This is a genomic window from Flavonifractor porci (assembly GCF_037572415.1).
Classification (GTDB): Bacteria; Bacillota; Clostridia; order Oscillospirales; family Oscillospiraceae; genus Flavonifractor; species Flavonifractor porci.
Genome location: NZ_JBBHLB010000008.1, coordinates 38,451 through 57,669, shown reverse-complemented (window position 1 = coordinate 57,669; position 19,219 = coordinate 38,451). Strand labels below are relative to the sequence as shown.

17 protein-coding genes are annotated in these 19,219 nt (G+C 63.4%); 13 read left to right on the top strand and 4 right to left on the bottom strand.

The annotated features are described in order from the left end of the window. Nucleotide 1: 1 nt before the first annotated feature. Nucleotides 2-1,279: a glycoside hydrolase family 3 N-terminal domain-containing protein gene (locus tag WHJ28_RS08650; RefSeq protein WP_340041705.1), complete on the top strand. Its 1,278-nt coding sequence runs from the start codon at nt 2-4 to the stop codon at nt 1,277-1,279. A gap of 43 nt (nt 1,280-1,322) precedes the next feature. Here WHJ28_RS08650 and WHJ28_RS08645 read toward each other — a convergent pair whose 3' ends face one another. Next, nucleotides 1,323-1,907: a dipicolinate synthase subunit B gene (locus tag WHJ28_RS08645; protein ID WP_340041703.1), complete on the bottom strand. Its 585-nt coding sequence runs from the start codon at nt 1,905-1,907 to the stop codon at nt 1,323-1,325. Between the two features lie 2 nt (nt 1,908-1,909). After that, on the bottom strand, nt 1,910-2,782 hold the full coding sequence (gene dpsA, locus WHJ28_RS08640) for a dipicolinate synthase subunit DpsA (protein ID WP_340041701.1): 873 nt from the start codon (nt 2,780-2,782) through the stop codon (nt 1,910-1,912). Between the two features lie 137 nt (nt 2,783-2,919). On the opposite strand from dpsA, the gene WHJ28_RS08635 reads away from it, so the two are divergent. Next, on the top strand, nt 2,920-4,290 hold the full coding sequence (locus WHJ28_RS08635) for an MATE family efflux transporter (RefSeq protein WP_340041699.1): 1,371 nt from the start codon (nt 2,920-2,922) through the stop codon (nt 4,288-4,290). Nucleotides 4,291-4,597: 307 nt separating this feature from the next. Here the strand turns inward: WHJ28_RS08635 and WHJ28_RS08630 are convergent, their stop codons facing one another. After that, a complete protein-coding gene (locus tag WHJ28_RS08630; protein WP_340041697.1) occupies nt 4,598-7,795 on the bottom strand; it encodes an S-layer homology domain-containing protein in 3,198 nt (1,065 codons plus the stop codon). A 460-nt stretch (nt 7,796-8,255) separates the two neighbouring features. Between WHJ28_RS08630 and aroF the strand changes: the two genes are divergently transcribed. From aroF to aroE, 10 genes are all read left to right on the top strand, one after another. Beyond that, on the top strand, nt 8,256-9,275 hold the full coding sequence (gene aroF, locus WHJ28_RS08625; protein ID WP_340041695.1) for a 3-deoxy-7-phosphoheptulonate synthase: 1,020 nt from the start codon (nt 8,256-8,258) through the stop codon (nt 9,273-9,275). A 117-nt stretch (nt 9,276-9,392) separates the two neighbouring features. Beyond that, the gene (gene aroB / locus WHJ28_RS08620; RefSeq protein ID WP_340041693.1) at nt 9,393-10,457 is read left to right on the top strand and encodes a 3-dehydroquinate synthase; all 1,065 of its coding nucleotides are present in this window, start codon (nt 9,393-9,395) and stop codon (nt 10,455-10,457) included. Continuing rightward, nucleotides 10,454-11,680, top strand: coding sequence for a 3-phosphoshikimate 1-carboxyvinyltransferase (aroA, locus tag WHJ28_RS08615; RefSeq protein WP_340041691.1), 1,227 nt, complete (start codon nt 10,454-10,456; stop codon nt 11,678-11,680). Before aroB ends, aroA begins: the two co-directional genes overlap by 4 nt. An 80-nt stretch (nt 11,681-11,760) precedes the next feature. Then, entirely contained in the window at nt 11,761-12,795 is a 1,035-nt protein-coding gene (aroC, locus tag WHJ28_RS08610; RefSeq protein ID WP_340041865.1) for a chorismate synthase, read from the top strand. A gap of 14 nt (nt 12,796-12,809) precedes the next feature. Beyond that, on the top strand, nt 12,810-13,973 hold the full coding sequence (locus WHJ28_RS08605; RefSeq protein WP_340041689.1) for a bifunctional chorismate mutase/prephenate dehydratase: 1,164 nt from the start codon (nt 12,810-12,812) through the stop codon (nt 13,971-13,973). Further along, entirely contained in the window at nt 13,970-14,464 is a 495-nt protein-coding gene (locus WHJ28_RS08600; protein ID WP_340041687.1) for a shikimate kinase, read from the top strand. Before WHJ28_RS08605 ends, WHJ28_RS08600 begins: the two co-directional genes overlap by 4 nt. Further along, nucleotides 14,461-14,907: a type II 3-dehydroquinate dehydratase gene (aroQ, locus tag WHJ28_RS08595; RefSeq protein WP_340041685.1), complete on the top strand. Its 447-nt coding sequence runs from the start codon at nt 14,461-14,463 to the stop codon at nt 14,905-14,907. Before WHJ28_RS08600 ends, aroQ begins: the two co-directional genes overlap by 4 nt. Continuing rightward, on the top strand, nt 14,900-15,418 hold the full coding sequence (locus tag WHJ28_RS08590) for an alpha/beta fold hydrolase (RefSeq protein WP_340041683.1): 519 nt from the start codon (nt 14,900-14,902) through the stop codon (nt 15,416-15,418). The genes aroQ and WHJ28_RS08590 overlap by 8 nt, the downstream gene beginning before the upstream one ends. Continuing rightward, nucleotides 15,415-15,711, top strand: coding sequence for an alpha/beta fold hydrolase (locus tag WHJ28_RS08585; protein ID WP_340041680.1), 297 nt, complete (start codon nt 15,415-15,417; stop codon nt 15,709-15,711). The genes WHJ28_RS08590 and WHJ28_RS08585 overlap by 4 nt, the downstream gene beginning before the upstream one ends. Beyond that, complete coding sequence (gene aroE, locus WHJ28_RS08580) at nt 15,708-17,099, top strand: shikimate dehydrogenase (RefSeq protein ID WP_340041677.1); 1,392 nt, start codon at nt 15,708-15,710, stop codon at nt 17,097-17,099. The genes WHJ28_RS08585 and aroE overlap by 4 nt, the downstream gene beginning before the upstream one ends. A 53-nt stretch (nt 17,100-17,152) precedes the next feature. Here the strand turns inward: aroE and WHJ28_RS08575 are convergent, their stop codons facing one another. After that, nucleotides 17,153-17,401 (bottom strand): helix-turn-helix domain-containing protein, encoded by a 249-nt coding sequence (locus WHJ28_RS08575; RefSeq protein WP_340041675.1) that lies wholly within the window; start codon nt 17,399-17,401, stop codon nt 17,153-17,155. 120 nt (nt 17,402-17,521) lie between these two features. Here WHJ28_RS08575 and WHJ28_RS08570 point away from each other — a divergent pair, with 120 nt between their 5' ends. Beyond that, complete coding sequence (locus tag WHJ28_RS08570) at nt 17,522-18,982, top strand: hypothetical protein (protein WP_340041673.1); 1,461 nt, start codon at nt 17,522-17,524, stop codon at nt 18,980-18,982. The last annotated feature ends 237 nt before the right edge of the window (nt 18,983-19,219 follow it).

Below are 19,219 nucleotides of genomic sequence, written 5' to 3'. Positions count from 1 at the left end.
CATGAAAGGAAAACGATGTGCCAAGTCCCCGGGCGGACGGGGATTCTGGATTGCCCTAATGGTGGTGATTCTGGCTGTGGCTGGAGGTGCGGCCTGGTGGCTGCTGGGTTCCGGCGGCCCGGCTCCGGCAGCTGAGAGTTCTGCCCCGGTGAGTTCCGATCAGCCTACCCCGTCTCCCACACCGGCGCCCACGCCGGAACCAACGCCTACCCCCACCCCCAGCGTGGAGGAGCGGACTGCGGCTCTGGCGGCGGAAATGACGGCTGAGATGAGCCGGTATGAAAAGATCTGCCAGCTTATCATCGTGTCTCCCGAGGACATTACCGGGGTGGGTACCGCTACCCAGGCGGGAGAGGCCACCCGGGCGGGGCTGGAGCGCTACCCCATCTGCGGAATCCTGTACCGCAAGCCCAATATGCTCAGCCAGAGCCAGCTCAAGCGGATGCTGGGCAACAGCCAGAGCTATTCTGAGATCCCCCTCATCTTTACCTGCGACGAGGAGGGGGGACGAGTTACCCGCCTCATGAGCACCGTGGGTACCACCTGGGTTGGCCCCATGCTGGACTATGAGGACCAGGGCCCCGAGACCGCTTACGACAACGCCTATACCATTGGCTCCGACCTGGCCAGCTGCGGCTTCAACACCGACCTTGCCCCGGTGGCCGACGTGTGGACCAACCCGGAGAACACCGTCATCGGCGACCGGGCCTATTCCACCGACTTTAACACCGCGGCGGAGCTGGTGGCAGCGGCGGTGAAGGGCTTCCACGACGGCGGGGTGGGAGCGGTGCTCAAGCACTTCCCCGGCCATGGCGGTACCACCGCTGATTCCCATTATGGGGCCGCCTATCTGAACCGTACCCTGGACCAGCTACGGCAGGGGGAACTGATCCCCTTCCAGGCGGGCATCGAGGCGGGGGCGGATGCGGTGATGATGGGCCATCTCATTGTCCCCGAACTGGACGATCAACCTGCCCCCCTGTCTTATGAGATCGTTACCGGTCTGCTCCGGGAGGAGATGGGCTTTGACGGGGTGGTCATGACCGACGCTATGCAGATGTCCGCCCTCACCGAGTATTACACCGGCAGTCAGGCGGCGGTGATGGCCATTCAGGCCGGTGTGGATGTGCTGCTCTGTCCCGGCGATCTGGACGGTACCATTGCGGCCCTGGAGGGGGCGGTGGAAGACGGCTCTATCTCGGAGGAACGGCTGGACGAGAGTGTGCAGCGCATTCTCACCTTCAAGATCAACCGGGGCCTCATCCCTCTGCCAGAATGAAAAAAGGACTGCTTTCAGCAGTCCTTTTTTCTTGCGTGGTGGCTCAGGTGGGGCTGCCCAGCAGCAGAGGCTGGAGCTGGCGGCCCTCCAGAGCGGCGGCGATGGTGTCGGGCACCAGGGAAAAGTCGGCCACCACCGAGGTGGGCTTGCCCTGGGGATCGTCCTGCCGGAAGGGGACAAAGTAGACGTGCTTCTTGTCCAGCAGGGCCCCGATGTTCTTGGCCGAGGCGGCCAGGGCGTCATTGGTGGCGGGGCAGAGTACCAGAGGACGGCCGTTGCGCAGATGGGCCTTGGCCGCCAGGGTAACGGTGGAATCGGTAACGCCGTTTGCCAGCTTTGCCAGGGTGTTGCCGGTGCAGGGGCAGATGACCAGTACATCCAGCAGCTTTTTGGGCCCGATGGGCTCTGCCTTCACCAGAGAGTCGATGACCCGCTTGTCACAGATGCGCTCCATCTCCCGCATAAACTCATGGGCCGGGCCGAACCGGGTATCGTTGGCGGCGGCGGACTCCGATACGATGGGGGTCACGTCTCCAAACCGGGCCTTCACCTGCTCCAGGGCGGTCATAGCCATACTCAATGTACAAAAGGACCCGCAAAAGGCGAATCCAACCTTCGCTTGTTCCATGCTCACACTCCCAATTCCCGCAATATGTTGTAGATGGTGGTCTGAATACACCGGCCCGCCGTCACCGGCGCAACCTTGCCCGGCAGGGAGAGGGCCCAAATGACTTTGACGCCCAGACGGGCCGCCGTATCAAAGTCCACGCCCCCCGGCTTGGAGGCCAGGTCGATGACCAGACAGCCCGGCTTCAGGTCGGAAAGCTCAGTGAGGCCCAGCACCGGGGCGGGGACAGTGTTGACCACCAGATCGTAGCCGCACAGCCAGCCCGCCAGGTGCTCCGTCTGTTCCCCACAGTAGCCGCAGCTCTCTGCCCAGGCCAGGTCGGCCCACTTGCGGGCGGCCACGCTCACCTTGGCGCCCAGGCCTGCCAGACGCTGGGACAGGGCCTTGCCTACCCGACCGAAGCCGATGACCAGCACCCGGGCGCCGTGGAGGGTGATAGGCAGCTCCTCCAGAGCGATCTGGATGGCTCCCTCTGCGGTGGGCACCGCGTTGGCCACCGCCAGCTCCTCCCGGGCGAAGTAGTCCTGGAGGACCAGTTTTTTTTGCGCGGCCAGGGCGGTGAGGTTGGGGCCCGCCATCCCGGCGCACACCAGTTGGCCGGGCCGCAGGGGGGCAAACAATTCCTCCAGACTCCGGGGGTGGTCGGACAGAGGGGCATGGAGCAGGCCGCCCTCCTCCTCCGCCGGCAGGGGCAGGATGAGGCAGTCAGCCAGCTCCACCCCTGCCGGGTCCGTTTCCATCTGTACCCCCGTCAGAGGGCCGTGGCCCTCCAGGGCCCAGGTATGTACCGTGTGGCCGTCGGCAGCCAGCAGCTCCGCCAGTTTGGCCTGCCGCAGATCGCCCCCTGCCACCCACAGGTTCAGTTCATGTCTCATGGTAAGCCCTCCGTTCCCAGTGACTGCTCCATCCTATTCATGGGCGGGAAAAGGGTGACTGGAGGGCACAGCTTGACTTTTTGCTTTAACAGGCTAATAATAAAAAGACAGATCAAGAGAGAGCGGAGATGGACCCGATGGACCAAAATGAACAGAATCGCCTGACCGAAGGCAGTGTCCCCAAAAAGATGCTGGCCTTCGCCCTGCCCATCTTTTTCAGTAACCTGTTTCAGCAATTATATAACGCAGTGGACTCCCTCATTGTGGGCAACTTCATCGGCCGGTCGGCTTTGGCGGCGGTCAGCTCCTCCAGCAGTATGATTTTGCTGATGGTGGGCTTCATCAACGGCGTGTCCCTGGGCGCGGGCGTGCTCATCGCCCGGTACTATGGGGCGGAGGATGATGACAACATGGAACGGGCGGTCCACACCACCGTGGCCCTGGGCCTGACAGCGGGTGTGATTCTGACGGTGGTGGGGGTCATTTTGACCCCCCAGATCCTCCGGTGGATCGGCACCCCCGCCGATGTTATCGACAACTCCATCCTTTACTTCCGCATTTATTTCTTCGGCTCCTCCGCTGTGGTGCTTTACAACATGGGGGCCAGTATCCTCCAGTCGGTGGGTGACAGCCGCAGCCCTATGAAGTACCTCATAGCCGCCTCCCTCGCCAATGTGGTGCTGGACCTGCTTTTTGTGGGTGTGTTCCGCTGGAATGTGGGCAGCGCCGCCCTGGCTACCATCCTCAGCCAGTGCCTGTCCGCCTTCCTGGCCTTCCGCAAGCTGACCCTCACCAAGGCGGGCTACCGGGTGAACTGGCGGCGGATACGCTTTGAGGGTCCCACTTTCAAGCAGATCATCACCCTGGGCATCCCCTCGGGGGTACAGAGCTCGGTGGTCTCTCTGGCCAACGTCATCGTCCAGGCCAACATCAACGCTTTTGATTCCGCCGCCATGGCGGGGTGCGGCGCCTACAGCCGTATTGAGGGCTTTGCCTTCCTGCCGGTGACCTGCTTTGCACTGGCTCTGTCCACCTTTGTCAGTCAGAACCTGGGCGCCCATCGCTTCGACCGGGTGCGCTCAGGCATACGTTTCGGCCTGCTGTGCAGCCCCATTTTAGCGGAGGCCATCGGCGGGATCATCTTTCTGGCCTCCCCGCTGCTGGTGGCCGCCTTCAACAGCGAGCCGGAGGTGGTGGCCTTCGGTGTGGCTTACGCCCGCACGGTGTCTCTGTTCTACTGCCTGCTGTCCTTCTCCCACTGTTGCGCCGGTATTCTGCGGGGCATGGGCCGGCCCATCGTGCCCATGGCCATCATGCTGACGGTGTGGTGCGCCCTGCGCATCACCTACATCACCCTTACCGTGCGGGTCATCCCCGACATCCGGGTGGTCTACTGGGCCTATCCCCTCACCTGGTCCATCAGCTCGGTGCTCTTCGCCCTGTGCCTGCGGCAGCTGCTGCGGCATATGCCGGCGGGAGAAGCTCAGAACGCCCACATCCATATCTGACAAAACACGCCCCTGGGGAATTTAGTTCCCCAGGGGCGTGAGACTGTCGAAAAAGGCACTTGTGCCTTTTTCGACAAGAGGCTGCATGGCGGGCGAGACTCGATTTCTTGCGAAATAGTCGCCCCGCCCGCCATGAGAAGTGTCATTTCCAAGGCTCATGTCCCCGGAAATGACAGATTTTGATCTGATTCCGTCGCCTGTGGGCGACGGAACTCTGCGAGGCTTCCCGTGGAGGATGCTTGTGGACAGACTGACGCCCCTGGGGAATTTAGTTCCCCAGGGACGTGTTCTTTTCTGACAGGCTCTGTTACCGGGCGGTCAGCAGAGAGGCGAAGCGCTCCAGAATGACGGAGGCCTCAGCCCGGGTGCAGGCGGCGCCGGGGCGGAGGGAGCCGCCGTCCCCCTCCAGCAGCCCGCTGGCGCAGGCCCAGGACAGGGCGTCCTCCGCCCAGGGGGAGACGGCGCCGCTGTCGGCAAAGCCGGACAGCTGGGACCGGGCGGACAGGTCCAGGCCCTGCTGGTCGGCATAGCGGTAGAGCAGGACCGCCAGACTTTCCCGGGTCAGGGGGGCGTGAGGCGCAAAGGAGCCGGGGGCCACGCCCTGAACGATACCGGCTTGGGCGGCCCAGCTCACGCTGTCGGCGTACCAGGTGCCCTCCTCCACGTCGGAGAAGGAGGCGTCGGCCCCCTGGGGGGTGCGCTCCAGCCGGTGAAGGGCGGTCACCAGCATGGCCCGGTCCATGGTATCCATGGGGGCGTAGCGGCCTCCGCCCACGCCCCGCAGCAGCTCCCGGCTGGCAGCGTACTGGATGCCGGCCTCATACCAGCTGTCGCCCTCTACGTCGGAGAAAGACTTGCTGTTATCCGTCAAACGGAGCTTGGCGGAGCCGTCCAGCCGGACGGCCACACCGTCGGCAGTCACGGCGGACTTGGGCAGGACCTGGGTGGAGCCATCCTGCTCCACCAGCAGGGCCACGGTGCCTGCCGAGGGGGTGCAGGGGATATTCACCACCACGGAGTCCACCCCCTGGGGTACGGTGACTGCCGCCTCCACAGAGCCGTCGGCACTGGTGGTGACCTTCGTTACGGTTCCGGTCTTGTCGTCGGTGATGGTGACGGTGTTGGAGTCCTGGGAGTTATCTGAGCCGCCGCCGGAGGAACCACCGCCATTGGAGCCGCCGCCGGAGCCTCCGGAGGACCCGCCGCCGCTGCCGCTATTTCCAGAATCGCCGGGGCCGTCCGGCTCACCGGGATTTTCCGGCTGGGGAGGCAGTTCGGGGGTCTCCCCCTCGGCGTTGGGCACCTGGGCCATGGCGGTGAGACCGTGATCGTGGGCGGTCTGGACCTGGGACTGGTCCTCTGCGCCCTCCACGGCCTGGACGGCCTGCTCCAGGGCAGAAAGCAGAGCAGCCTGGCCGTCGTAGGTGTATTCAGTGAGATCGTAGCCCTGATAGGCGGTCTGGAGGGCGGAGACGGCGGTCCGCTTCTGATCGGCCAGATTGGCCAGGCGATTCAGCGCCTCGCTTACGGAGGGGGCGAGAACAGCCTGCTGGCCGGGGGTGAGCCGGTCCAGACTCTCCAGGGCTTTGCGGTACTCCTCCAGGCGCTGGGAGGTGACCTGAGCGCCGGGCACGCCGGTCAGGCCGTTGAGGCTGGACAGCCACTGAGCGGCTTCGTGGAGGTCGGCAAGGGACAGCTTGTCCGCCTCCAGCAGAGCGGCGGCCCCGGCGGCGGCCAGAGCCTGATCCTCCGGGCTGATAAGAGTGGAGTAGGCGTTCAGACTGCCGTCCTCCAGCTGAGCCAGAGCGGCTTGGGCCAGCCGGAGGGCCTCAGGGGCGGCGGCCTCCTCCAGTGCGCCGGCCTCTGCCAGGGACAGGACCTGACTGTGGGTGGCCCGCCAGCCCTGAGCCACCTCCTGGGTGCGTTCGTCCAGGGTGGGCACCTGAGACATGGCGGAAATGCAATCGGTCACCAGCGTATCCATGGTGTCGTTGTCGGACTCGTCCCGGATGGCGTCGGCGGCCTGGGCGTAGCAGTCGGACAGAGTGGTCCAGTCCTGGGGGGCATAGTGCTGGGAGGAGTAGCCGCCGAAGGCCTGCTGAAGCTGGGTCAGACGGGCCTCCTGCTCCTCGGCCACCGGGGTCTTCCACACGGCGTAGAGGGTGGCCTCGCCGCCCTCGTTCATGCTCAGGTTCTTGACCCTGTCCTGGGGAAGATAGCGGACGGGGCCGTCAGCCTCGGTGGCCCAGCCGGCAAACTCCATTCCGTCGTTGGTAAAATCGCAGTCTGGCAGGGTGGAGGCCTGGTCGTATACCGCGTCGGCGGAGTCCATGGAGCCCTGGCCACCGTTGGCGTCAAAGGAGATGGTGTAGTTCACCGGTTGCCACTGGGCGTAGAGGGTGATCCGGTCCCCCTGGTGGATACCGGACAGGTTGGTCACCCGCTGGCTGTCGGTGTAGGCATCCCCGGCCCCCCAGCTCAGGGTATTCCAGCCCTGGAAGGTGTAGCCGTAGCGGGTAAAGCCGTTGGGGGTGAGGGAAGTTTCCTGATCGTACAGGGCCTGCACCGGCCCGGTATTCCCCTGGCCTCCGTTGGCGGAAAAATAAATGGTGTACTGGTTGGCGATCCGCTTGCCATAGAGGATCTGGCCGTTGGCCTGGAAGGACTCCTCCACCGGCTGGAGGCCCGCCTCATCCAGGGACCACACCACCCGGTCATAGCCGGGGGAGGGGGATTGCTCCCGGAAATTGTCAGTAATTACCGTCATGTTGGGGAGTACCGGCAGGCTCACCTTCAGCAGGTTGTTGACTTCCGCGATAAAACCGCCTCCCTCCAGAGCCAGATTGGCGCTGAGGTCCAGTTCGGTCAGCTGATTGTAGCTGATGTGAAGAAAACGCAGGGCGGGGAGCATGGAAATATCAACGGAAGCCAGCTTGTTTTCAAACAGGTCCAGATACTCCAGGGCAGTGCTGTCCGACAGATCCAGTCCGGTGAGCTGATTGCTGCGGGCGTACAGCCACACCAGAGCCTCCGCCCCCGTCAGATCCAGGCTGGTGAGCTGGTTGTTCTGGCAGTTGAGGGTGCGCAGGACCGCGTGGTTTGACAGATCCAGTTCCGTCAGCCGGTTGAAGCCGGCATCCAGGCTGGTAAGGGAGGTATTGGCGGACAGATCCAGCTCCGTCAGGGTGTTGTCCCGGATGTTGAGCCGTTTCAGGGCGGTAAACACCTGGATGCCCTCCAGGTCGGCGATGCCAAGGCCGGACAGGTCCAGGGACTGGATGGCGGCCAGTTCATCGGCGGTGAGCAGGCTGTCTGCGCCTGCGCCGCTCAGGTTGCGCCCGTCCAGCAGCCAGGAGCGGAAGGCGGAATCGGGGAAGGTGGAAGCGTCAATGGTTACGCCGTCTGCCAGGGGCAGCCCCAGCGCCTGGGCGGCCGGGGTGGCAGCCGGCAGGATCAGCAGGGTGGAGGCCAGAACGGCGGCAATGTACCGTCTTTTTGGATTCATTGGGATCTCCTCTTCTTTGGATTTTGCGTGGATGGTTCCGCCGCGGCGACGGAATTCCCGCAAATTATACCGGTGGGGTGGAAGGAGTGTCAATAAAAATCATAGAAAAACGCTAGGTAATATATGCCATGGGAAAAATACGTCCCCATCAGGGAAAAGTCCATTGGTATTTGTACAAAATTCCGGTTGAAATCCCGGATAAGACGGGGTATAATGTCTCCAACCTGGAAAAGTGAGGCGTACAGGCATGACCAAAAATTCCCTCACAACTGCATCCTTCCTGTTTTCCTATGGCTGGGCTCGATTTATGGGCGCCGGCTTTTTTGGCATGGGGAAATAGTAGGATGGAGTGAATGGGTGGGCCCTATGGGGCCTGGTATTACCTTGTAACATAGACAGGGCGCTCATTGATTTCATCAATGGGCGCTTATTTTTTTTGACTGGAAAGGAAGCGTGCGATATGGTAGTCGTTATGAAGCCCGGCACCCGTCAGGCGGATATCGAGCATTTGGCAGAACAACTCAAGCAGCTGGGCCTGGAGGTAGGCGTCACCAACGGCGTGGGCTGCACCATCCTGGGTCTGGTGGGCGATACCACTGCCGTGGATATGGACAAGATCTCCATTAACCCCAACGTGGAGCGGGTCATGCGGGTGCAGGAGCCCTACAAGAAGGCCAACCGCAAGTTCCATCCCGAGGACACGGTGGTCACCGTGGGCAATGCCAAGATCGGCGGCGGCAACTTCTCCGTCATTGCCGGCCCCTGCTCGGTGGAGAGCCACGAGCAGATCTGCGCCGTGGCCGAGGACGTGAAGCGCTCCGGCGCTGCCATGCTGCGAGGCGGCGCCTTCAAGCCCCGTACCTCCCCCTACTCCTTCCAGGGCATGGGGGCTCCCGGCCTGGATCTGCTGGTGGAGGCCCGGGCCAAGACCGGTCTGCCCATTGTCACCGAGATCATGGACCCCCGAATGGCCGACCTCTTCGAGCGGGAGGTGGATGTGGTCCAGGTGGGCGCCCGCAATATGCAGAACTTTGAGCTGCTCAAGGAAGTGGGCAAGATGAGCAAGCCCATCCTGCTCAAGCGGGGCCTGTCCAACACCTATGAGGAATGGATCATGTCCGCCGAGTATATTATGGCCGAGGGCAATGAGAACGTGATCCTGTGCGAGCGGGGGGTGCGCACCTTTGAGACCTACACCCGCAACACCCTGGACGTGTCCGCCATCCCCGCCATCAAGCAGATGAGCCACCTGCCCGTTATCGTGGACCCCTCCCACGCCGCCGGGATGTATTGGATGGTGGAGCCCCTGGCCCTGGCCGCCGTGGCGGCGGGCGCCGACGGCCTCATCATCGAGGTCCACAACGATCCCGCCCACGCCAAGTGCGACGGCCAGCAGTCCCTTACCCCCCAGAAGTTTGACGCCCTGATGCACAAGGTGGGTATGCTGGTTGACCTGGTGGAGAAGAAACTGGTAAGATAAGACCGGAACTTCCGATCAACGGGGCGTCCGGAGGCCGCCCCCTACGATAAAATGGGGTGGAAAGCCTGTAGGGGCCCGCGTCCCCGACGGCCCGCCATTCCGAGAAGGAGTGATTCCATGAAAACCCTCACCGTCGCCCTGCCGGGGCGGGAATATGATATCCTGATCCAGCGGGGCCTGCTGGACCAGGCGGGAGCATACTGCCGGAAGGTCCTGCCCCGGGCGGGCAGGCTCTTTGTGGTCACCGACTCCAACGTGGCTCCTCTCTATGGGGCCCGGCTGAAGGCCAGTCTCACCGCCGCCGGGTTTTCCGTGGCAGTCCATGTCGTGCCCGCCGGAGAGGCCTCCAAGTGTGCCGGTCAGCTGGCCGGGCTGTGGGAGGCCATGATGGCCACCGGACTCACCCGCACCGATGCCGTCATCGCTCTGGGCGGCGGCGTGGTGGGGGACCTGGCGGGCTTTGCCGCCGCCACCATCCTGCGGGGGGTGGACTTTGTCCAGATCCCCACCACCCTCCTTTCCCAGGTGGACTCCTCTGTGGGAGGCAAGGTGGCCATCGACCTCCAGGCGGGGAAGAATCTGGCCGGGGCCTTCTGGCAGCCCAAGCTGGTGCTCATGGACCCGGATACTCTGGATACCCTGCCCGATTCCACCTTTGCCGATGGTATGGCGGAGGTGGTCAAGTACGGCTGCATTCTGGACAGTTCTTTCTTCGATTTTCTGGCCGCCCGGCCCAGCCGTAAGGAAATTGTGGCGGAAATTGAACACGTTTTGTATACCTGCTGCAATTTAAAACGAATTGTTGTGGAGGAGGACGAGCGGGACACGGGAAAACGGATGCTGCTCAACTTCGGCCACACCCTGGGTCACGCCTATGAGAAGGCGGGCCACTATGAGAAGTGGACCCACGGCCAGGCGGTGGCTGCCGGTATGGTGAAGGCTGCCAAACTGGGGGAAGCCCTGGGCATCACCCCGGCGGGAACGGCGGATCGCATTGCCGCCCTTCTTACCCCTCTGGGCCTGCCGGTGGAGATCTCTTGTACGGCGGAGGAGTATGCCGCCGCCATCGGTCTGGACAAGAAGGGGGCGGGAGATGACATCAGCGTGATCCTGCTGGAACAGATGGGCCATGCCATCCCCCACAAAATGCCCAAAGCCGCACTTCTGGAGGAACTGAAATGAATGTGACCATTACGCCCACCCCGCTGGCGGGAGCGGTGACCCCGCCTCCCTCCAAGAGCCAGGCCCACCGGCTCATCATCGCCGCCGCCCTGTCCGACGGCTTCTGCAAGCTGTCCAACGTGGATCTGTCGGAGGATATCCAGGCCACCCTGCGGTGTATGCGAACCCTGGACGCCGACGCCTCCGCCGACGGCACCATCATCCGGGGGGCCGATCTGGTGGACGGCCACGAGGAGCCCGCCCCCGAGGTGATGGACTGCGGGGAGAGCGGCTCCACCCTCCGCTTTCTCATTCCGGTGGCTCTGGCCCTCAAGGGGGGCGGCAAGTTCACCGGCCACGGGCGGCTGATGGAGCGGCCCCAGGAGCCCTACTTCGCCATCTTTCGGGAGAAGGGCATCTTCTACGAACAGAAGGACGGGGTGCTGACGGTGCGGGGCAAGCTGCCCCCCGGTATTTACACCCTGCCGGGCAACGTGTCCTCCCAGTTCATCACCGGCCTGCTGTACGCCCTGCCTCTGCTGAAGGGGGACAGCGAGATCAGGCTCATCACCGATCTGGAGAGCCGGGGCTATGTGGATATGACTCTGGATGCTCTGGAGCAGTTTGGGGTAAAGGCGGAGTACGACGGAACCCGCACCTTCCATGTGCCGGGGAACCAGTATTACCAGCACCGGGATCTGGCCATTGAGGCCGACTGGTCCAACGCCGCTTTCTGGTACGGAGCGGTGAGCCTGGGGTGCCAGGTGGACATCCAGGGGCTCAATGCCTATTCTGTACAGGGTGATATGCGTATCGTGCCCTATTTTACGAAGCTGCAGGGGGAGGGGCCGGTAGACCTGGACGTGAGCCAGTGCCCCGATTTGGTGCCCCCTCTGGCCGCTATGGCCGCCCTGCGGGCTGGGCAGACTACCCGCATCGTCAATGCCGGGCGGCTGCGGATCAAGGAGAGCGACCGGCTGGCCACGGTGACCGAGGTGCTCAACGACCTGGGGGCCCAGGTGGAGGAATATGAGGACCATCTGGTGATCTGTGGGAAGGAGAAGCTGGCGGGGGGCGTTACCGTCTCCGGCCACAACGATCACCGCATCGCCATGATGGCGGCCATCGCCGCCATCCGGTGCGAGAAACCGGTGACCATCACCGGAGCGGAGTGCGTCAAAAAGTCCTATCCCCGGTTCTGGGAGGACTATGAGGCCCTGGGCGGGCGGCTCAGCTGGGCGTAGGGGCGGCCTTTATGGCCGCCCGCGGGCGACCGCAAGGGTCGCCCCTACATGGGGATGGAGGATAGATAAGTATGCGACACATGATTTTTGGTGAATCCCACGGCCCTGCCATCGGCGTGGTGCTGGAGGGGGTGCCCGCCGGGCTGGAGCTGGATCTGGAACAGGTACAGCGGGAGCTGGACCGGCGGAAGCCGGGCCAGGACCCCACCGCCACCGCCCGGAAGGAGAGCGACCTGGTGGAGGTGCTCTCCGGGGTGTTTGAGGGTAAGACCACCGGGGCCCCGCTGGCCATGGTGATCCACAACTCCGACCAGCACTCCAAGGACTATGAATCCATCCGGTACACCCCCCGGCCCAGCCACGGGGATTATGCCGGGTTTATCAAGAGCAGGGGATGCCTGGACTATCGGGGCGGCGGCCACTTCTCCGGCAGGCTTACCGCCCCCCTGGTGGCCGCCGGTGCGGTAGCCAAGCAGGTGCTGGCGGGCCGGGGCGTTCAGGTAGGGGCCCATATCAGCTCCATCTACGGCATCTGCGACGCAGCCCTGGAGGACCCGGAGGACCTGAAAGCTGTGGCGGCCAAATCCTTCCCGGTGCTGGACGACAGCAAGGGGGAGGAGATGCGCCAGGCCATTCTGGAGGCCAGGGAGGAGCAGGACAGCGTGGGAGGCGCCATCGAGTGCGCCGTCACCGGCCTGCCCGCCGGATTGGGTGCCCCCGATTTCGGCTGCAATGTGGAGGGCATCTTCTCCCAGTATCTCTTCGCCGTACCCGCGGTGAAGGGCGTAGAGTTCGGCGCCGGGGTGGCCTTCTCCCTCATGCGGGGCAGCGAGGCCAACGACCCCTTTGCCGTGGAGGATGGCAGGGTGGTCACCAAGACCAACCACGCCGGGGGAATCAACGGCGGCATCACCAACGGAATGCCGGTGACCTTTGAGGTCACCATCCGACCCACCCCCTCCATCTCTCTGCCTCAGGAGAGTGTGGACCTGCGGACCGGTGAGGAGACGGAAATTGAGATCAAGGGCCGTCACGATCCCTGCATCGTCCCCCGGGCGGTGCCGGTGATCGAGGCGGCGGCGGCTCTGGCCGCCTGCGCTGTATTGGGCATCTAAAAGGAGCGATGGATATGACGGAACTGGAGCAATATCGGCAGGAGATCGACCGAATCGACGGGGAACTGGTGCGCCTGTTCCTGGAGCGGATGGCGGTCACCGGTAAGGTGGGGGAATACAAGCAGCGGGAGGGCATCCCGGTGCTGGACGCCCACCGGGAGAAGCAGGTCATTGCCGCCAAGACGGCCCTCACCGATGATCCTGCCCGCAAGGCGGACCTGGCGGCTCTCTATGAGAGCATCATGGCCATCTCCCGCCGCCAGCAGCGCCATCTGGTGAAGGAGGGGGCGGAGGACCCGGGCTACGCGGCCTACCTGGCCGACCTGGCCAGAGTGCGTCAGCCGGTGGCCCATCCCCGGGTGGCCTACCAGGGGGAGCCGGGCTGCTACAGCGAGGAGGCCACCGCAGGCTTCTTCGGCGGGGACGTGGACAGCGTGGGCAAGCCCTGGTTCAACGATGTGTTCGCCGCGCTGGAGAAGGGTGAGGCGGACTACGCCATGCTGCCGGTGGAGAACTCCTCCACCGGGTCCATCCGTCAGGTATACGATCTGATGGCCCAGTATCATTATTATATTGTGGGGGAGTGGCAGGTGCCGGTGGAGCACTGCCTGGCCGCTCTGCCTGGGGTGGAACTGTCCCAGATCACCACCGTCTACTCCCATGAGCAGGGGCTGATGCAGAGCGAACAGTATCTGGACGCCCATCGGGACTGGAAGCGGGTGCCCACCCTGGACACCGCCGGTTCCGCCAAGCTGGTGGCGGAGAAGGGGGACCCCACCGCCGCCGCCATCTGCTCCAAGCGGGCCGCCCAGCTGTACGGTCTCAACATTTTGGCTGAGCGGGTCAACCACAACACCATGAACCACACCCGGTTCGCAGTGGTGTCCCCGGTGCCCGAGCTGCGGCAGGAGCGCAACAAGATCAGCGCCGTATTCCGCCTGCCCCACCAGAGCGGCTCCCTCCATGAGATCCTCACCATCTTCGCCGTGCAGGGGCTTAACCTGCTGAAGATCGAGTCCCGGCCCATCCCCGGACGGGGGTTTGAGTACCTCTTCTTCCTGGACTTCACCGGCGACCTCACCGCCCCCGGCATGGACGGGGTGCTCCACGAGCTGAGCCAGCTGGCCACCGAAGTGCGGATTCTGGGCAACTACAAGGCCTGGGAGGAGCAGGCATGAAGGACAACGTGGTACTCATCGGCATGATGGGCTGCGGCAAGTCCACGGTGGGGAGTCTGCTGGCCGAGGCGCTGGGCTTTGTCTTCGTGGATACCGACCAATACATAGAGGCGGCCCTGGGCCGGTCCATCCCCGACGTCTTTGCCGAGGAGGGGGAGGCCTTCTTCCGGGACCGGGAGCTGGGCGCGGCGGAGGAACTGGCCCGGCGGAAGAGTCAGGTCATTGCCTGCGGCGGCGGCCTGCCCACCCGGGCGGATTCCATCGCTTCCCTGAAATACAGCGGTACCGTGATTTTTCTCCGGCGGGACCCGGGGGAGATCTACGACAATGTGTCCATGGGCGGCCGCCCTCTGGGCCAGCAGGGGAGAGAGGCCTTTCTGGAGCGGTATGCCGGACGGGCGCCCATCTATCTGGAGTGGGCCGACCATGTGGTGGATGTACAGGCCGACCCGGCGGAGACCGTCCGGCGGATTTTGGAGGTGCTGAAATGAAATTCCTCATCATCAACGGGCCCAACCTGAACCTGCTGGGCAAGCGGGAGCCGGGCATTTATGGGGAGAATACCTATGAGAGCCTGTGCCAGCGGCTGCGCGACTTTGCCGCCGCCCACGGCTCTGAGGCCCACTGCTTCCAGTCCAACCATGAGGGGGCCATCATTGATGCCATCCACGCCGCCGACGGGGTGTATGACGCCATCGTCATGAATCCCGGGGCCTTTACCCACTACTCCTACGCCATTCTGGACGCCCTGAAGGCGGTGGATGTGCCCTGCATCGAGGTCCACATCTCCAACGTCCACCAGCGGGAGGAGTTCCGGCACAAGAGCGTCACCGCCCCCGCCTGTGTGGGTCAGATCTGCGGCCTGGGGCTGTATGGCTACGAGGCGGCAATATCCTATTTTCTGGAAAAGAGGGGCGCGGGACGCCATGGGTGAGCGGCAGACCCGGAGCGTCTGCTCCGGCGGATGTACAGTGGTCTATGACCGCCAGGAGGGGAAGGGACCGGAAGTGGTCCTTCTCCACGGCTATGGGGTAGACCGCACCATGTGGGCGCCCCAGCTGGCCGCCCTGACGGGGCGGACGGTGCTGAATGTGGATATCAGAGGCCACGGAGCTTCCCGGCCCTGCCCGGAGTTTTCTATTCCTCAGACTGCGGAGGACCTGCGGGCCATTCTAATACAGGAAGACTGCCGGACTCCGGTGCTGGTGGGCCTGTCCATGGGGGGCTATGTAGTCCAGGAGTATGCCTGGCGGTTTGGCGGCTGTGCCGGGTACCTGGTCGCAGGGGCCACGCCCATTCTTTTGGACTGTTACCGCAGGTGGGAGCGGGTGGGGCTGCGGAGCTCTGCCGCCCTGCTGGCGGTCTGGCCCTGGGGGGACTCAAGTCCGCCATGGTCCGTGCCTGCGCTTGTACCCAAACGGGACGGGCGGCGGTGGAGACCATGATGAATTGCCTGGACCGGTGTGAGTTTCTTCGGGGTTGGCGGGGGGTGGCCCAGTGCCTCCACCCGGAGCCTGGCTTCCGGTTTGACGCCCCGCTGCTGGTGTGCTGCGGGGAGCGGGACCGGACGGGCACCATTGCTCGACACATGGCTGACTGGCACACGGGGTACCCGGAGGCGGAGATATGCATCCTGCCGGGTGCGGCTCATGTGGCCAATCTGGATGCCCCCGCGGACTTTGATGCCTTGCTGACGCGCTTTCTGGAGCGCTGTACTGGAAAGGGAGGTGTGGTATGAAGAACGTTCCCTTGCCCCGCATTGGGATGCGGGTCATCAAGACAGCTGTGGCGGTGATGGTGTCCTATGCGCTGTTCCTTCCCTTTGGCCTCACCTATCGGGAGGAACTGGGGGGCGTGCTGGGCCAGATGGGACCGCTGTACGCCTGTATCGCCTGCATCATCTGCACCCAGAGCACCCTGGGCCAGACCTTCCGCCAGGGCATTTCCCGGCTCATCGGTGTCATCGTGGGCGGCGCCTTGGGTACCGCCACTCTGCTGCTGGGGCCGGCCCTGGACCATTTCTGGCTCAAGACCATCATTCTTGGCGTGGTATGTGTGGCGGGAGTGTGGCTGTGCCTGCTCATCAAGCGGCCCACCGCCTGCGGTATGGCCTGCATTCTGCCCTGTGTCATTCTCATCACCGGTGTCACCGGTGTGACCCGGTATTACTACGCCGCCGCCCGCATGATCGAGACCATTGTGGGATTGCTGGTGGCTCTGGCCATCAACGCAGCCCTCCCCGACCACCGGCCGGAGGGTGAACGGGGAGGGATGGATATGAATGTGGAACTGAAAAACACCACCCGCAAGCTGTGCGTCATTGGGGACCCGGTGGCTCACTCCAAGTCCCCTCTGATCCAGAATACCATGCTCAAGGCCCTGGGTCTGGACTATGTGTATCTGTGTCAGCCGGTGCCCCGGGGGCAATGCAGGGAATGGCTGGAGTGTGCCAGATTTGCCGGATACGCCGGGTTCAACGCCACCATGCCCCACAAGGAGGAACTGGTGCCCCTGTTGGATGAGCTGGACGAGGATGCAAAACTCATCGGGGCGGTGAACACCGTCTGCATCCGGGAGGGTAAGACCTACGGCTACAACACCGATGGCGAGGGCTTCCTCCGGGCACTGGCCGACGAGGGGATCGACCCGGCGGGCAAGCGGGTGACGGTACTGGGAGCGGGAGGCGCCGCCAAGGCGGTATGTCTCAAGCTGGCTCAGGCCGGGGCGGAGGTCACTGTATGCAACCGTACCCTCGACAAGGCTCAGACCATCTGTGACCACGACCCGAAGCACCTCCATCCCGAGGGCTTTGGGCCGGAGGAACTTGCCCGGGCGGCGGCGGAGTGCGATCTGCTGGTGAATTGCACCTCTTTGGGGATGGCGGACACCGCCGGGCAGTTTGCCGACTTCTCTTTCCTGGATCATCTGAAGCCCGGCGTGCCGGTGGTGGATCTGATCTACATTCCCGCTGAAACCGAACTGCTCCGCCAGGCCAAAAAGCGGGGCCACAAGCCGATCAATGGGCTGGGCCTGCTGGTCAACCAGGCGGTGCTGGCTCTGGAGCACTTTACCCAGACGTCTATTGACGCTGCCGAGATGAAAAAGCGCATTGCCGAAGTGCTATAAGATAAAGTAGAACGGAGCCCCCGACGTCCATTGGGACGTCGGGAGCTCCTCTTTTATTGCTCGTCGGGACCAAAGAGCTGGGCGATGGGCACCCCCAGCACCTGGGACAGGCCGTATAGTTCGATATCGGTGACCGTGCGCTGCCGGTCCTCGATCCGGGAGACCGAACCCCGGCAGACATAGATCGCCATGGTTTCCAGTTTGTCGGACAGGGCCTGCTGGCTCATGCCCCGCTTGATGCGCAGGGCCCGCACCTGCTCACCCACCAGATTTTTTGCGATTCCGTCGATGATCCTGGCCATTGGAACACACCTCCTTTTGTCTTGACATAGGACAACCACAACGTTATACTGAAAACCGTCCTGAGTTGTCCTATCATAGGACAAAACTAAAAAATGTAAGGTTAGGAGGGGGCAAAGGCTATGGAACGGCGTTTGACGGCAGGAGCCGATCTTTTGACAAGGATCATGCTGGGGCTGACTCTGGCCCTGCTGCTCGGTGGGATGGTGTTGGGAGTGGGACAGAACAGGGAGTCCTGGAAGGCCCTGATGCTGGCAGCCCTCATCCTGATCGTGTGCTGGAAGGAGCTGCCGCGGCTGTGCCATTGGCTGGAGCGGTTGGGGGCGGTCAGGATCTGGCTGGTGCTTACCCTGCTCTGTCTGGCGGTCAAGGGGGCCTGGGTGCTCCTGGTACGGATAACTCCCTCCGGGGATTACGCCACCTTCCGGGGCTATGCCAACGCATTGGCCCAGCAGCCGGTACTGGAGGGCGGGCGTTATATGGCCCTCTTCCCTCATATCTTCGGCTATTCCTCCTTCCTCAGCTGGTTCATCCGCCTGTTGGGGCCGGGGGAACTGCTGGCCCAGGTGCTCAATGTGGTCCTCACCGGTGTCTCCGGCAGCTTCCTTTTCCTGCTGGGGCGGCGGTGGTGGGGATTGCCTGCGGGGATCTCTGGCTATCTGCTGTGGATCGCCTGCCCCTCCCAGACCATTTATAATAGTCTGGTTCTGTCCGAGCCACTCTATACCACTCTGATGCTGGGAGCCCTGGTGCTGCTGACGGCAGGGGAGGGGGGACGGCCCATCCTGCGGGGGGCGGCAACAGGGCTGGTGCTGCGGTGGTTCAATGGAGTGCGTCCCATTGCGGCGGTGGTGATCATCGCTCTGCTGATCTGGCGCCTGGTGCTGAAGCCGGAGGAATGGCTGCTGGGAGAATCCCGGCGGTACTGGCTGGGGTTGCTGGCCACCCTGCTGGCGGTCTATGCCATTACCGGCCCGCTGTGGCAGGCCCATTTGACCCGCCGTATTGGGGAGGAGCCCTCCACCACGCCGGGCTACAGTGTGCTGGTGGGCTTCAACCAAAACTCCGGCGGGGCCTGGAACTGGGAGGACAGCAATCTGCTCTTTTCTCTCAGCGATGCGCCGGGGACCACCGCCCAGCAGGCTCAGGAGGGGGCGCTGAAGGCGGCCAAAGACCGTATCACCTCCGGAGAGGTAGAACTGCTGCCCCTGATGGGAGACAAGCTGCGGGCCTTTCTGGGCTCCGACCATGCCTGCGTGGGCTATGTGGGCAGCGTAGTGCGCCACACCAAACTGTTTGCCCTGGCCTGCAACGGATTCTATTATGCCATTCTGATGCTGGCAGGGGCTGGATTGGCCCGGCTGTGGCGCAACCGGGAGCGCTTCGCTCTGGTGCTGCTGCCACTCTATGTGCTGGGACTGACCTGCGCCCAGATGCTGGTGGAGGTGGCGGGTCGGTACCACTATTCCATTCTGCCGGTGCTTTTGCTGCTGGGACAGGTGGCTCTTTTCCGGCCTGTCCCGGAAAAGACAAAAAAATTTTCAAAAAAACCGGGAAAGCTCTTGACAGGACATGGGTTTTAGAGTATCATAATCAAGCGCCTGTTTGGGGCGCAGTCTGCGATGATGCGGGAGATTGCTCAGCAATGAGGTAACTTCCGCGGAGTATGTCCGAGCTAGAATCGGGCGGCTGAGGGATCTGTACACGGCGTATATCGCCATGTATGGGTAAAACCGGCCTGCTTGTGCCGGTTTTCTTCATGTCACGGAGTGATACGCACGGAAACGTGTACTGAAATCTCTCACCGTACGAAGCGAGGA

What these genes read in the sequence shown, in the direction of transcription:
- WHJ28_RS08650 (WP_340041705.1), top strand. Translation starts at nt 2, where the DNA reads ATGAAAGGAAAACGATGTGCCAAGTCCCCGGGCGGACGGGGATTCTGG.
- dpsA (WP_340041701.1), bottom strand. Translation starts at nt 2,782, where the DNA reads ATGAGACATGAACTGAACCTGTGGGTGGCAGGGGGCGATCTGCGGCAG.
- aroF (WP_340041695.1), top strand. Translation starts at nt 8,256, where the DNA reads ATGGTAGTCGTTATGAAGCCCGGCACCCGTCAGGCGGATATCGAGCAT.
- WHJ28_RS08635 (WP_340041699.1), top strand. Translation starts at nt 2,920, where the DNA reads ATGGACCAAAATGAACAGAATCGCCTGACCGAAGGCAGTGTCCCCAAA.
- WHJ28_RS08590 (WP_340041683.1), top strand. Translation starts at nt 14,900, where the DNA reads ATGGGTGAGCGGCAGACCCGGAGCGTCTGCTCCGGCGGATGTACAGTG.
- aroB (WP_340041693.1), top strand. Translation starts at nt 9,393, where the DNA reads ATGAAAACCCTCACCGTCGCCCTGCCGGGGCGGGAATATGATATCCTG.
- WHJ28_RS08585 (WP_340041680.1), top strand. Translation starts at nt 15,415, where the DNA reads ATGATGAATTGCCTGGACCGGTGTGAGTTTCTTCGGGGTTGGCGGGGG.
- WHJ28_RS08575 (WP_340041675.1), bottom strand. Translation starts at nt 17,401, where the DNA reads ATGGCCAGGATCATCGACGGAATCGCAAAAAATCTGGTGGGTGAGCAG.
- WHJ28_RS08605 (WP_340041689.1), top strand. Translation starts at nt 12,810, where the DNA reads ATGACGGAACTGGAGCAATATCGGCAGGAGATCGACCGAATCGACGGG.
- aroQ (WP_340041685.1), top strand. Translation starts at nt 14,461, where the DNA reads ATGAAATTCCTCATCATCAACGGGCCCAACCTGAACCTGCTGGGCAAG.
- aroA (WP_340041691.1), top strand. Translation starts at nt 10,454, where the DNA reads ATGAATGTGACCATTACGCCCACCCCGCTGGCGGGAGCGGTGACCCCG.
- aroE (WP_340041677.1), top strand. Translation starts at nt 15,708, where the DNA reads ATGAAGAACGTTCCCTTGCCCCGCATTGGGATGCGGGTCATCAAGACA.
- WHJ28_RS08570 (WP_340041673.1), top strand. Translation starts at nt 17,522, where the DNA reads ATGGAACGGCGTTTGACGGCAGGAGCCGATCTTTTGACAAGGATCATG.
- WHJ28_RS08645 (WP_340041703.1), bottom strand. Translation starts at nt 1,907, where the DNA reads ATGGAACAAGCGAAGGTTGGATTCGCCTTTTGCGGGTCCTTTTGTACA.
- WHJ28_RS08630 (WP_340041697.1), bottom strand. Translation starts at nt 7,795, where the DNA reads ATGAATCCAAAAAGACGGTACATTGCCGCCGTTCTGGCCTCCACCCTG.
- aroC (WP_340041865.1), top strand. Translation starts at nt 11,761, where the DNA reads ATGATTTTTGGTGAATCCCACGGCCCTGCCATCGGCGTGGTGCTGGAG.
- WHJ28_RS08600 (WP_340041687.1), top strand. Translation starts at nt 13,970, where the DNA reads ATGAAGGACAACGTGGTACTCATCGGCATGATGGGCTGCGGCAAGTCC.